10 protein-coding genes are annotated in these 13,684 nt (G+C 67.2%); 7 read left to right on the forward strand and 3 right to left on the reverse strand.

The window, feature by feature from the left end:
* Nucleotides 1–2: 2 nt before the first annotated feature.
* The gene (locus ACLJRL_RS19050; protein WP_410657552.1) at nt 3–803 is read right to left on the reverse strand and encodes a L,D-transpeptidase; all 801 of its coding nucleotides are present in this window, start codon (nt 801–803) and stop codon (nt 3–5) included.
* Between the two features lie 401 nt (nt 804–1,204).
* Nucleotides 1,205–2,614: a BNR repeat-containing protein gene (locus ACLJRL_RS19055; RefSeq protein ID WP_410657553.1), complete on the reverse strand. Its 1,410-nt coding sequence runs from the start codon at nt 2,612–2,614 to the stop codon at nt 1,205–1,207.
* Nucleotides 2,615–2,806: 192 nt separating this feature from the next.
* On the opposite strand from ACLJRL_RS19055, the gene ACLJRL_RS19060 reads away from it, so the two are divergent.
* The 4 genes from ACLJRL_RS19060 (at nt 2,807) to ACLJRL_RS19075 (ending at nt 6,743) form a co-directional block, all read left to right on the forward strand.
* Nucleotides 2,807–4,318 carry an MFS transporter gene (locus ACLJRL_RS19060; protein WP_410657554.1) on the forward strand — a complete coding sequence of 504 codons (1,512 nt, stop codon included), beginning with the start codon at nt 2,807–2,809 and terminating at the stop codon, nt 4,316–4,318.
* Nucleotides 4,319–4,342: 24 nt separating this feature from the next.
* The gene (locus ACLJRL_RS19065) at nt 4,343–4,903 is read left to right on the forward strand and encodes a TetR/AcrR family transcriptional regulator (protein ID WP_410657555.1); all 561 of its coding nucleotides are present in this window, start codon (nt 4,343–4,345) and stop codon (nt 4,901–4,903) included.
* A gap of 9 nt (nt 4,904–4,912) precedes the next feature.
* Complete coding sequence (locus tag ACLJRL_RS19070; RefSeq protein WP_410657556.1) at nt 4,913–5,863, forward strand: Leg1-related protein; 951 nt, start codon at nt 4,913–4,915, stop codon at nt 5,861–5,863.
* A 91-nt stretch (nt 5,864–5,954) separates the two neighbouring features.
* Entirely contained in the window at nt 5,955–6,743 is a 789-nt protein-coding gene (locus ACLJRL_RS19075) for an LLM class flavin-dependent oxidoreductase (protein ID WP_410657557.1), read from the forward strand.
* A gap of 173 nt (nt 6,744–6,916) precedes the next feature.
* On the opposite strand, the gene ACLJRL_RS19080 is transcribed toward ACLJRL_RS19075, so the two are convergent.
* Nucleotides 6,917–7,735: a hypothetical protein gene (locus ACLJRL_RS19080; protein WP_410657558.1), complete on the reverse strand. Its 819-nt coding sequence runs from the start codon at nt 7,733–7,735 to the stop codon at nt 6,917–6,919.
* A 129-nt stretch (nt 7,736–7,864) separates the two neighbouring features.
* On the opposite strand from ACLJRL_RS19080, the gene ACLJRL_RS19085 reads away from it, so the two are divergent.
* The 3 genes from ACLJRL_RS19085 to eccCb all read left to right on the forward strand — a co-directional run bounded on the left by ACLJRL_RS19085 (nt 7,865) and on the right by eccCb (nt 13,662).
* Nucleotides 7,865–8,788 (forward strand): 1-phosphofructokinase family hexose kinase, encoded by a 924-nt coding sequence (locus ACLJRL_RS19085; RefSeq protein ID WP_410657559.1) that lies wholly within the window; start codon nt 7,865–7,867, stop codon nt 8,786–8,788.
* On the forward strand, nt 8,788–9,528 hold the full coding sequence (surE, locus tag ACLJRL_RS19090; RefSeq protein WP_410657560.1) for a 5'/3'-nucleotidase SurE: 741 nt from the start codon (nt 8,788–8,790) through the stop codon (nt 9,526–9,528). The genes ACLJRL_RS19085 and surE overlap by 1 nt, the downstream gene beginning before the upstream one ends.
* A 558-nt stretch (nt 9,529–10,086) precedes the next feature.
* The gene (eccCb, locus tag ACLJRL_RS19095; RefSeq protein ID WP_410657561.1) at nt 10,087–13,662 is read left to right on the forward strand and encodes a type VII secretion protein EccCb; all 3,576 of its coding nucleotides are present in this window, start codon (nt 10,087–10,089) and stop codon (nt 13,660–13,662) included.
* Nucleotides 13,663–13,684 lie beyond the last annotated feature (22 nt).

The raw sequence follows: 13,684 nt of genomic DNA on the forward strand, positions 1-13,684 counted from the left end.
GTTCAGACGATGTTGACAATGGCGCCCAGCGGAACCTTCACAAGCTCGTCGAGCGCTGCCTTGGGCACGCGGATACAGCCGTCGCTGTTCGCTTGGCCCACGTAACTTTCATTCGGCCAGGTATGGATGCCGACCGTGCCGGGGCCGCCGCCGAACGTCTCGTGTGATTCCGAATGCGCACTCAGCGGCAGCACGATCGGGCTGTACTTGTTCACGGTTTCTTCGATGGACGCCAGCAGGAAGGCCCGGCCCTGCGGGGTCGGGTACTCGGGTTTCCCGGTCCCGATCGTCCACTTGCCCAGCGCCTTGCCGGACCGTGTGAGCTCGAGCGAGAAGGCCGCCCGGTCGATGTCGATGGTGTAGTCGTTCTGGGCGGTTTCGACCCGCGCCGGGTCGAGGTGCACCCAGCCCGCGGACGCGTTGGGCCTGGTCGGGAGCAGGATCTCCGCCCACGGGCCCTGTTCGGCGATCACCGGGACCCAGGTCGGGGAGCCCACCTGGATCGACGGGAGCTTGGCGACGGCTTTGCCGCCGACGCTCTGGTAGACGACGAGGTCGTCCTTGGGGTGCACGACCTTGCCGGTGGCCGCGGCACCGGAGTCCTTGGCCGCGTCGGTGAGGGTGCCGAACGTGGTGGCCTCGGGCAGCAGGGTCAGATCCTCCTGCCCGACCGCGGCCGGGGCCGGGGTCACCGGTTCGCTGCCGCAGCCCGCGACCAGCAGGACGATCAGCGCAGCGAAACCACAGATTTGCGCCCGGTTACGCTTTCGCGCCCGGGGATAGGCGAGATCACAGCTTTCCATACGACCCAATCCCTGAACAGTGAGAATTGACCAGCAGGCAAAGAAAGTGTGGCCTGATCAGGCGACGCGACGAGAGCGTAGCGCCATCGAAATGCCCGTCGGATCCGGGTCGCGTAAAGATCGAAAACAATGTGTTTTTGTGATGCGTGGACGAAATCGCAAAGGAAAAAGACGCACGCACGAGCGTGTCGCCCGGTGGCACGCTCGGAAATATAGTCACCGACTAGAACGGCAAGCACGCCGCCGCGATCCATGTAGCACGGAACAAGGTGTCGTTCATGGTGTTCGAAGCCGGTGACATCGAGCCCGTGAAGGGGTTCTGAGATCCCTCGGCAACGGCGCCGGCTGGGCACGGACCATATCGACCTCTACCCGGAGCCGGAAATCCTGCCGTTCGGGCCTCAGCTCAGGCGGAAATCGGCGACCCGGACGGCGGAAGGCGTCACGCCGCTGGATCGCTGCTGATAGAAGACCGACAGCACGCCTTCGCTCGACAGCCGCGAATAGTCCACATTGACCTCGCCGAAAGCGTTCATGCCCGGCCGGTCGAACACCAGGGTCCAGTCCGTCCATCCGCTTGCCTTCGAAGCGGACACGATCCTGCCGTAGGGCATGATCAGATAGGCGTTGTCGGTGCGGTCGAAGACGATCCGCGTGCGTCCGGTGGCATCGGGCGGGATCGGGACCTCGCGTTTGGTCCACGAACCGTCGGCGTTGCGGACGAGGTGGAACGTTCTGCCCCAGCGGACACGGTCGGCCGCGTACCCGGTGACGCATTGGGTGAACCGGCCGGGTACGTAGCTGATGACGACGTGCGGGCTGCCTCCCGAGTCGATCGCCTGGCTTTCCTGGTTCATCAGGCCGTGGTTCGGGCCGAGCGGGTCCACCACGAGGTTCGGCGAAACCGCCACCTGGGCCCCGCCGGTCGTGCCCACGGCGATTCCGGTGTTGTCACGCCACGTGCGGCCGCGGTCGTCGCTGTAGACGTAGCCGGTGTCGTGGTTGCTGAGGCCGCCAGGGGCGCACAGGACGCCGGTATTGCCCTCCCGCCACGTGAATGCCGCGTGCAGCCTCCCGTCGCGGCCGTAGGTCAAGCCGTGCAGGTACATGTTCCGGGTCGTGCTGGTCACCCCGTTCGGCGCGGTCCACGCACCGGTGGCCGATGACCACTTACCCTGCTTTCGCCATGATGTCCCGTTGTACTCGGCGAGTTCGTTGGTGCCGTTGCCCGATCCGCCGGTGCGATAGCTGAGCTGCAGACGGCGTTCCGGTGTCAGCACGAACTGTGGATAGGTGATGGCGCCGAGATCGGTGCCATCCACCGTTCGTTGTACCGCGCCGAATCGAGCGGCCGACCAGGTGCGTGACGCCGGGGATGACGCGAGCCCGGCTTCCGACTTCAGGTAGAAGACCTTGGTGTTGTGGGTATCCATGGCGATGTGCAGGCGTCCGTCGGCGGGTGAGATACCGAGTGAGATCACGTTGTGCGAGTCGTCGGCACTCAGCTTGTGCGGGAGCACCGCCTTTTCCCAGCCGCCGGCGGGGAGTTCACGGCGTGCGACGACCGCGCTGCGGTCGGCGGTATACCAGGCCGCGTACTGGTAGCCGGCATGACTGACGATCGCGTCCTGCTGGAACGACCCGTTGTTCACGAGCCCGTCGTAGGAGACGAAGTACAGCGCGGACGGATCGAGCTGAGTGTCTCGCAGCAGCGCGGCGGTCGGGGAGGCGGCGATTCGGTGTGTCGCGGCGGTCGGCACCGCCGGCCACGCGGTGAGCAGCAGCGTGGTGACAGTGAGCAGAGAAGTCACTTTCGACGACGCTCTGGACATCTACGGCTTCTCCTCGGCGACGGCACATGGGGGAGTGTTAACGCTAACCGTCTGCCTGGTCCGGATCAATGGTCACGGAGGGCGGCCGGTGACCGGGCTTACAGGTCAAACTGTACATTCATGATTGTATAGTTTGAGGGTGCCGCTCGGCACTCACGGAAGAGGTGGACGATGGCGTTGAGCCCGGCTCGACGATGGACTTTGCTGGTCACGGTCGCGGCAGGCCTGCTGTTGATCATGCTGGACAACTCGATCCTGTACACGGCCGTGCCGACCCTGACGCGGGAGCTCGGCGCCGGCGGCTCCGAAAGTCTGTGGATCATCAACGCCTATCCGCTGACCATGGCAGGGCTCCTGCTGGGGGCAGGGACGCTCGGTGACCGAGTGGGGCACCGCCGCATGTTCCTGATCGGGCTCGCGGTGTTCGGGGCGGCGTCGCTCATGGCGGCGTTCTCGCCGAATCCCGAGATCCTGGTCGCGGCCAGGATCTTGCTCGCCGTGGGTGCCGCCTCGATGATGCCCGCGACCCTCGCGCTGATCCGGATCGCTTTCGAGGACGAGCGGGAACGGAACATAGCGATAGCGGTCTGGGGCAGCCTCTCCGTCGTCGGCGGCGCGCTGGGGCCGATCGTCGGCGGGTTGCTGCTGGAACACTTCTGGTGGGGTTCGGTGTTCCTGATCAACATCCCGGTGGTCGTCGCCGCTTTCGTCGCCGGATGGATCCTCGCCCCGGCAGGAGAAAGCGACCCGTCGAAGCGCTGGGACCTGCTCTCCTCGCTGCAGGTCATGGCCGGACTGGTCGGCCTCGTATTCGCGATCAAGGAGTTCTCGAAGGTCGCGCCGTCGTGGACCGTGGTGCTCGGTGCGGCGCTGGTGTCCGCAGCCGGGTTCTGGACGTTCGGGCGACGCCAGCGGCGACTCCCGTATCCGCTGCTCGACCTGGCGATCTTCCGTAACGCGCCCTTCCTGTCCGGGACCGTCGCGGCAGCGGTGGCGATGTTCGCCGTCGGTGGCATCCAGCTGGTGACGACACAGCGGTTCCAGCTCGTGGCCGGCTTCAGCCCGTTCCAGGCGGGGCTGTTGGTCGCCGCCCTCGCGCTCGGATCGCTGCCCACCGGCATGCTCGGCGGCGCGATCCTGCACCGCGTCGGCCTGCTGCCGTTGATCTCCGGCGGTCTCGCGGTCAGTGCGGTCGGAGTGCTCGGGACGATCGTGGGCCTGCAGTTCGGTCTGGGCTGGATGATCGTCGGCCTCGTCGTCACCGGCGCGGGTCTGGGGCTGCCGATGTCGGTGGCGTCGAGCGCGATCATCGGCAACGTCCCGGCGCACCGTGCGGGGATGGCGTCTTCGGTGGAGGAGGTGTCCTACGAGTTCGGCAACCTCACCGCGGTGGCGCTGCTGGGAAGTCTGCTCACCGGCATCTTCGCCGCGACCATCCGGCTTCCGGCCGGGGCACCGGAGGCTGCCCGGGACAGTGTCACCTCGGCCATGTCGGCGGCAGGTCAGGGCGACGGCGCGAACAGGGCGCTGATCGACGCGGCGTCCGCGGCCTTCGACAATGCTTACACCGTGGTGATGGTGATCGCCGCAGGTGTGCTGGCGGTCGCCGCCGGTGTCACCTGGGCCCTGCTTCGCCGGCACGGTTCCCGGCCCGCGCCGGAGGTCGCTACCGTCAGCCACTGAAATCGTCCGTCCGGAAAGGGCACCATGCGCCAGAGCAACCGAGGGAAGATCCTGGACGCGGCTGTCGCCGTCGTCCAGCGTGACGGCGTGACAGGGGTGACCCTGGATTCCGTCGCGGCGCAGGCGGGGCTGACCAGGGGCGGCCTGATGTACCACTTCCGCAGTCGTGACGCCCTGCTGAAGGCGATCCACCACCACCTCGCCGAGCAGTGGGAGGCCGGCATGGTGGACGCGGCAGGCAAGACGGCGCAGGACGCCTCCGGCGATGAACGCCTTGCCGCCTATGCCCGCGTGACGACCCAGAGTTCGACCCGGGCGGAGCTGTCGCTGATCATCGAGGCAGCCACTCATCCGGACTACATGAAGCCGTGGACGAAGGTGCTCTCGCGGTGGACCCCTCCGATCGACGAGGCGGCGTCCGACCCCGAAGCACTCGCGCGGTTCGTCGCCCGCCTCGCGGCCGACGGCCTGTGGATGTACGAGTCCTTGACCGACGAACCACTCCCGCCCGAACTTCGCCAAAGTGTCGCCGAGCACATCGCGCAGTCGGTGGTGAACGTGGCAGGACCGGAAGAACCGCGTTAGCTTTTCCGAGTGACCGGAGTCCATCCGAAGGAACTGGCCGGCCTGGGCCTGTACGAGATCTGGACGACGGCCGGGGACCTGACCGCGCGGTTCGACCCGTTCCGGTTCGAGCAGCGGATGGCGGCCTACCGGACCCTGATCGACGCCACCAACACCGCGGGACTGTTCGGAGCGGACAACCGGCACAATCCCTTGTGGGCCTGGACTTTCCAGCTCCAATGGCAATGCGGTACCGGGCGGCTGGGCGCCACCACGAGCACGGATGGCCGGATCGATCCGGACGCGCCGTGGGCCTACGGGAACTACACGCTCAGCGTGATCCCGTGGCTGGGCGCGGAACAGGCCGGCGTGGTGCCCCGGCTCGAAATCGCCGACGCTCCGGCCTCGTCCCGGTTCCGGTACGCGCGGAGCGGTGTGGTTCCGGACGGACTGGCGCACAGCGTCGAATGCTGGCGGAATTACTTCGTCCTGGTCGCGAACACGGACTCCACGACCGATTTCGAGCCGATCCGGATCGCGCTGTGGAAGGCGCACAAGACCTGCCTCGACGTCGTGGTCACCGCGATCGCGGACATCGACCCGGCCCCGTATTCCCCGCTGGAACTGACGTTCCTGCGTGGCTGGTGCCGGATGGTCGACTACTTGGGCGCGGCGACGTGGCGGACGGACTTCGACTTCATGACCGAGTACGGCCTCGACGTGCTGCCGGAAACGCTGCTCGAGCGGTACGTCGATCTGCGCACGCTCCCGGCCAAGGCCCGGCGCAACGTCAAGAACGTCCTCCGGCTGGCCACCACCTCGGCCCGCCGCCACGCGCTGAACCTCTGGCTGTGGAAGCGAATCATGCGCACGAGGGCCGCCCGCGATGATGTCCTCGTCCTGCTGGAGGCGGTATTCGTCCCCAGCCCGGACAATGCCGCCGCCCGCCGGAGAGTGCTCGGCTACCTGCTGCGTCCCTAGTTCCGTGTCCTGCTCGGCGCGGCAACGGCGACATCGGCCGGCGAGCTGATCTTCCGACGGAGGAGAGCCGGGGTGGGCTAGCGTAGAGATCATGGCTGAAGTTCGTGTGGGAGTGGTGTTCCGTCCGCAATTGCCGCCGGAGGAGCTGCGGGAGACCGTCGTCGCGGCGGACGAGGCCGGTATCGACGAGCTGTGGCTGTGGGAGGACTGTTTCCTCGAAGGTGGTCTCACCAGTGCCGCTGCCGCGCTGGCGTGGAGCGAGCGGCTCACCGTCGGGATCGGCCTGATGCCGGTGCCGCTGCGCAATCCCGCCGTCGCCGCCATGGAGATCGCGACGCTGGCGCGGATGTTCCCCGGCCGGTTCGTCCCGGCCGCCGGGCACGGGGTGCTCGACTGGATGGGGCAGGTCGGCGCCCGCGTCGCGTCACCGATGACGTTGCTGCGCGAGCACGCCGACGCCGTCCGGCGGCTGCTGCACGGCGAGACGGTCAGCGTGACCGGACGCTATGTGAGTCTCGACGCGGTGGCACTGGACTGGCCGCCGGAGCAGGTGCCGCCGCTCATCATCGGCGGGCGGGGGCCGAAGACCGTCGCGCTGGCAGGTGAGGTGGGCGACGGCGTGCTCCTGGACGCCTGGCTCGTCAACCCGGAGTACGTCGCTTCGGAGGCCGCCCGTGTCGCCGAGGCCGCACAGGCCGTGGGCCGATCAGCGCCGCAGGTCATCGTTTTCGCGGAGATCGAACCGGACGGACCCGCCCTTGGCGACCGTGCCCGCGCTCTGATCGACGAGCTGGCCGCCGCCGGCGCCACCTCCGTCATCCTCCAAGGCACGTCGCAGCACCCCGACCCGGGCCCGCTCATCGCCGCACTGTCCCGCTGACAGCCCGCCCCACGCCGGACGCTCGCCCCTGGCGGAGCCGGCGAACGCGGCGAAGTCCATTTTGGACGATCCGGACCGGGAAACCTGTCCTGAACGTCGGTGGTCAGGCCGACACGTAACCGCACATCAAGCCGGCCGAAACGCACATCGCCTTGTGGCCGGCTAGGAGAAGGCTATGTCGTCACCGTTCGGGGGAAGTCCTTGCGTTTGATCTTGGCTCGGCGCCCGTCCGGGTGGTGGAAGACGACGCCTTCGGCGGGGTGTCCGGGGGAGAAGTGGCTGTCCAGTGTGGCGAGGAAGTCTCGGAGTTCGTGGTAGCTGCGCGGCGCCTCGGGCAGGGTCGGTGCCTGGAAGTCGAAGGGGATGCAACGGTGGTCTTCCAGTCCCAGTGGGTTGCCTTGGATGCGTGGGCCGAGTGCCTCGCTGGGGTGCTCCCCGTCCGGCCATTCGGACACGTCGGTGTTCCCTGCCGCCGCGAGGATCCATTTGTCGTCGGCGGATTCGCTGTCGGTGTCCACGTACCAGCCGTCCACGATGCCCTGTTGCTTTTGCGTCTTGCTCGGGTTGCGTCGTTTCTCGACCCTGACCAGCCGGCCTGAGCGGACGGTCAACCGGATGTTGGTGCCGTCGAGTTTCTCGGTCCCCACACCGGCGCCATCGAAGACCCATGCGCACTCGGCGCGGGGCCGGTCGATGACGTGGAAGCGCTCATCGCGCTCGAAGAGCGTGGGGATCTTCTCCATGACGGTTTTCCCTTTCACGACGTGCCCGATGAGTTCCTCGGCCGAGATGACGCCGCCGGCCAGTCCTCCGGCGAGCGCCCGGATCAACTCCGCCACCGGGACGTCGGCTTCGACCGCCACGTGCTTCAGTGCCTTCTTCTCCTCCGGAGAGATCCAGGCGACCAGCCGTGACCATCCTTCGGGAGGCGTCCATCGGGCCAGCGCCGCAGGGTCTTTCCGTGGCCTGCCCCGTCCTCGTGCTTGATCCACAGCTGGGACCGTAGTCAAAATCGGCTACTTGTGTCAATTGGCATAACAGAAAATAATCCGCCGAGGACCTAGGCCGCTTCGCTTGGGGACAGTCCTGAATGAAATCAGGCAAAACGGGTAGCTGTTGGTATGACTGAGGGTCGAGTGGCGGTGTTCGCGCCGTCTCCGCAGCTGACGGTGACGGTGGAAGAGATCGACGGCGTGCCTGATGTTCATGTGCACGCGGGCGGACAGGGGGTGTGGCAGTCTCGGATGATCGACGCTCTGGGCGCTCGAGCGGTGGTGTGCTGCGCCCTGGGCGGTGAGACCGGGCAGGTGCTGCGGCATTTGATCGGTGTCGACGTCGAGGTCCGGGAGGTCGCCGCGCGTAATGGTGCTTACGTGCACGACCGGCGGGACGGTCGCCGCGACGAGGTGGTCCGGATGCCCGCGGACGCGCTGTCCCGGCACGAGCTGGATGACCTTTACGAGCTGGCGTTGGTGCAGGGGCTTCGTGCGGACGTCGTCATCCTCAGTGGCCCGGCCGAGGAAGACGTTCCGGTGCCCCATTCGGTGTATGAGCGGCTCGCTCGTGACCTGAGTGCCCAGGGCACCCCGGTGGTGGTGGACCTGTCAGGGGAACGACTCGCCCGGGCGCTTGCGGGCGGCCCGGCGGTGATCAAGATCAGCCACGAAGAAATGGTCGACGACGGCCTGGCCGAGTCGGACTCGCTGCCCGATCTCGCGGCCGGGTGCCGCGAGCTGGCATCCTCCGGTGCCCGCGCGGTCGTGGTGTCCCGGGCAGCCGAGGAGACGCTGGCCCTCATCGAGGGGAAGCTCGTCCTGGCGAAGTCCCCCGAATTGACCCCGGTGGACACCCGCGGCGGCGGCGACTCGATGACCGCCGGACTCGCCGTCGGCCTGGCGCAGGGCAGGTCGCTGGAAGAGGCGCTGAAGCTCGGGGCTGCCGCGGGGGCGATCAACGTGACCCGGCATGGCCTCGGCTCGGGCAACAACGGCGCGGTGCGGGAACTGACCGGACGTGTGCGTTTGACGCCGTGGGAGGCCCCCTGATGCGGACGCTGATCACCAACGACGACGGGATCGGCTCGCCGGGTTTGACCGCTCTCGCGCTCGGCGCCGTGGAGCACGGCTGGACCGTGGTGGTCGCCGCGCCGGCCGAGGAAGCCAGCGGTACGAGCGCGGGCCTGTCCGGAGCCGGCAGCGAGGGCCGGGTCGCGGTCGAGCGGCGGGAGCTGTCCGGTGTCCCGGGCGTGCCGGCGTACGCGGTCGCCGCGCATCCCGGCCTGATCGTGCTGGCGGCCGCGCAGGGAGTGTTCGGTGAGCCGCCGGATGTCGTCCTGTCCGGGGTGAACCGGGGGGCGAACGTCGGGCGCGCGGTCCTGCACTCCGGCACCGTGGGCGCGGCGCTGACCGCGTCGATCAACGGCGCGCGGGCCCTCGCGGTCTCGCTCGATGTGGGTTTGGATCCAGGCCCTGACCCTCACTGGGACGCGGCGGTCGCCGTCGCCGCGACGCTGTTCGACCGGCTCGTGGCGCTCCCGGCGGGCGCGGTCCTCAACCTCAATGTCCCCGACCGCGCCGAGGCAAGCGCTTTGCAGCGGGCCGGGCTGGCTGAGTTCGGTGCGGTGCGCAGCCACATCCAGGACGGCGAGGACGGCGCGTTCACGCTCGCGGCCGTGACCGTCGACGGAGAATTGCCGCCAGGCAGCGACGCCCGCCTGCTCGCTGACGGCTACCCGACGGTGACCGCCCTGCGTTCGGTCACCGAGGACCCGGACCTGCACCTGTGACCGTTTCCTCCGCAAGCTGAGAGGGTGTCGTCACGACGTCCGTTGTGACGACAGCCTGCCCGCGGCTATGCGATTATGGCCTTCCGGGACGCGTGTTCGCCCGGTTCGCACCTCGCGATCGAGAACTTCACGATGGCCGTGGTTCCGGATACCCTGCGGGAGCCGATGTCGCCGCTTCGCTGGAACTCTTTCCCGTTCGCGGCGCACAGGATCACCGTTGTGAAGGTTCCGGTTCCGGAGTGGCACGCACGCCGTGGTGAACCGACGAAATCGCATGACTTCCTCCCCCAAGTGGTGCTGGTTGGAAGAGCAGCCTTCCTGGCGCCGGGCCGCCGCCGCGATGCTTTGCGGGAGACCGCAAAAGCGCTGGCAGGGAGGTTCATGCCGGCAGATGGGTGCGGCCGGGCGACGTAAGGAGATGCTTCCTGACATGGCCGGGTTGCTCCAGCAGGGGTCGACCAGCCGGTCGCGGAAACATGCTCAACTGAAATGGTCTTGTCCAGGCCCACTCTCGCTGCTGCCAGTGAGACTCTGTCCGGGTCGATATCGTTTGGTCTCATGTCGCCTGATCTCAACCCGCGTCCGGTCGAGGGTGAGCTGTCGCCGCGGATGGTGTTGCCGCCGATCTCGCGGTGGAAGGTCGTTGCCGGCGGGGTCGTGGTGCTGGTGGTGGTCACTGGGGCAGTGATCACCTTGTGGTGGGCGGCCACCCGTGGCCTCACGGGGAAAGATCTGGTCACCGCCCGGCTGGACGCCTTGAAGGTGGGACTGAGCCTCGGCGTGGGTAGTGGTGGTTTGTTCGCGCTCTACCTGACCTGGCGACGGCAGCGGGCCACAGAGGCAGAGTTGGACAACCGGGAACGTGCGCTACTCCATCAGTTGGAGGTTGCCGGCAACGCCAATACGGATGCAACTGAGCGGCGCGTCACCGAGCTCTATAGCAAGGCGGTCGAGCAACTCGGTTCTGACAAGGCGCCGGTGCGGCTTGGCGGGCTATACGCGCTGGAGCGACTGGCCCAGAACAACTCCGAGCACCGGCAGACAGTGGTCAACGTGCTCTGCGCCTACCTGCGCATGCCCTACCGATCTCCCGGTGCGCCACCCTCTGATGACGAAGATCGGCATCGGCACGACGAGTACCGTGACCAGGTCCAGGAGCGTGAGGTCCGGCTCGCGGCCCAGCGCATCCTCGCTCACCACCTCGCCCCACGGGACGCTGACCGGTTCTGGGACGGTATCGACCTCGATCTCACCGGCGCCAACCTCGTTGACTTCGATCTCCGAGCATGCCGGCTCGGGCCTGCCCGATTCACCAGCGCGACCTTCACCGGGCTTGCCCGGTTCGACGAGGTGACCCTCACTGGCTCCATCTCGTTCGACGGGGCGACTTTCACCGACGATGCGCGGTTCGACGGGGTGAATTTCAGCAGCCTCATCTCGTTCGAGAGAGCCACCGGGCTGGGCGGTGTTGTGCCGATGAGCTCTCAACTCGACCTGGCTGAGCTCTTGGAATTGGGCGATCCGTATGAGTTCGACCCGGCCGCTGCTTGGGTTCCCCGGCTGAACCGGGATCGGCTGCGGATCAAGTTCGGCATTCGGGCCGATGGGACCCCGGTCGAGGTCGACCTGAAGGAGTCGGCCCAGGACGGCATGGGTCCACACGGGCTGTTGGTCGGGATGGCGGGTTCCGGCAAGTCGGAACTGCTGCGCACCCTCGTTCTCGGGCTTGCGGTCACGCACTCGCCGAGCTCACTGAACTTCCTGCTGATCGACTTCAAGGGCGAGGGCACCTTCACGCGGCTTGACGCGCTGCCGCACACCGGCGCGGTGATCACGAACCTGGCTGGGGAGCCGCACCTGATCGCGCGGATGGCCGACACGATCAACGGAGAATTGACCCGTCGCCAGGAACAGCTGCGCACGGCTGGCAACTTCAGTTCTGTACGTGACTACGAGAGAGCCCGTAGTGCGGGAGCGTCGCTGCCGGAGATGCCGTCACTGCTGGTGATTTGTGACGAGTTCGCCGAACTGCTGTCTGTCAAGCCCGACTTCATAGACATGTTCGTCCAGATAGGACGGGTCGGGCGCTCGCTGGGCGTGCATCTTCTGCTGGCTACACGACGGCTGGATGAAGGTCGGTTGCGTGGACTGGAATCTCACCTGTCCTACTGGATCAGTCTGCGCACGTCCACCGAGACGAGAAGCAAGATGGTGCTGGGTATGACCGACGCGTTCCGTTTGCCGCGGGCACCGGGGCACGGGTTGCTCAAGGTGGGCAACGACCCGATGCAACGGTTTCGGTCCGCTCACGTGTCGGCTGTACACCAACGACACAAAGATGAGACCAGGACGGAAGAACTGGAGCAGAACGAGGAGAAGGTGCTCGGCGAGACGCTTCTGGAGATCGTCGTCGGCCGGCTGCAGGGTGTCGGCGCACCGGCGCGCCAGCTGTGGCTGCAGCCGCTGGACGAGTCGCCCGCCCTCGGTGAGTTGCTGCCCGCTCCGATCATCGACCCCCAGCGTGGACTGACCGCAGGCTCGGCCGAACTGCCTGGGGCCTTGCGCCCGGTGCTGGGCATCGTGGATCGCCCGGTTGAGCTCCGGCGGGACCTGCTGACGCTGGATCTGTCCGGCGGAACCGGGCACGTGCTCGTGCTGGGCGCCCCACAGACTGGCAAGAGCACTGCGTTGTGCACGCTGATCGCCAGCCTGGCGCTCACCCACACTCCTCGTGAGGTGCAGTTCTATTGCCTGGACTTCGGCGGTGGCACGCTTTCCTCGATTGAAGGGCTGCCTCACGTTGCCGGCGTGTCCGGCCGGTGGGACGCCGGAGCAGTCCGTCGTACCGTCGCCGAGGTCGCCATGGTGCTGGAGCAGCGGGAGAGGGTGTTCGCCGAGCATCAGATCGACGGTATCGCCGCCTACCGCAAGGCGCGGCACGAGGGACAGTTCGCCGAGCAGCCGCACGGCGACGTGTTCCTGGTGGTCGACGGCTGGCAGACCCTGCGCAGCGATTTCGCCGAGCTGGGGGAGGTGGTCAGCGACATGGCCGCCCGCGGCCTGTCGTATGGCGTGCATCTGGTGGCAACTTGCGCCCAGGCGCTCGAACTCCAGGCGAATGTAAGAGATCTTTTCACCAGCAAGCTCGAGCTGAAGATCGACGACTCCAACGAGTCGATCATCGACGGGCGCGCCGCGTCGAACGTACCCGCCGACGCCCCTGGCCGGGGGATCTCGATGAGCGCGCATCAAATGCTGGTGGCGCTACCCCGCGTCGATGTAGGGGACACCACGGAAGGTCTTGCGGAGAGTGTCAGCGGGCTGGTCAGTGCGATCGGCTCGGCCTGGCAGGGACCGTCAGCTCCGTCGGTGCGGTTGCTGCCGGACATGCTGCCCTACGAGGCCCTGCCCCCCAACGACGCCTTGGCCGGAGCCGAGGCCGGCCTCGCGATCGGCCTCTATGAGCGAGACCTGTCTCCCCTGCGGCTGGACTTCGCCACCGACCCACACTTCTTCGTGCTGGCCGACACCGAGTGCGGCAAAACGTCGTTCCTACGCGCGCTCGCACGCCGGATCGAGAACGCATATTCCTCGACCGAGGCCCGGATCGTCGTGGTCGACTACCGGCGAGGGCTGGTCGGTGAGATCAGCGAGAAGTACCTCCTCGGCAGTGGTGACAATGACGCGCACAGCCGCGACTTGCTCGCCGAGGTGGCCGTGGCCGTGACCAAACGCCTACCAGGACGGGACGTCACAGCCGAGCAGCTCCGTTCCCGCAGCTGGTGGGTAGGCCCGGAGGTCTTCGTCCTGGTGGACGACTACGACATGGTGGCCACCCATAAAGAGCATCCCCTCATGCCGTTGTGGCCGTTGCTCGCACATGGTTCGGACATCGGGCTGCACGTGGTGGTGACCCGGCGTTCCAGCGGCGCGGTCCACGGCCTGAACGAGCCGATCCTGGCGAGACTGAGGGAGATCGGCACACCGGGTCTCATGTTGTCCGGAGATCGTGACGAGGGGCCGTTGTTGGGTGGAATGCACGCGCAGGTGCTTCCACCCGGCAGCGGCTGGCTAGTGGACCGGCGCGGGCAGAGGGACCTGGTCCAACTCGCATGGCTGCCACCGAAGGAGTAGGAGAACCAGAACCCGTGCCTTG

This window comes from Amycolatopsis sp. lyj-112 (assembly GCF_046549055.1).
In the GTDB taxonomy this organism is placed as follows: Bacteria; Actinomycetota; Actinomycetes; order Mycobacteriales; family Pseudonocardiaceae; genus Amycolatopsis.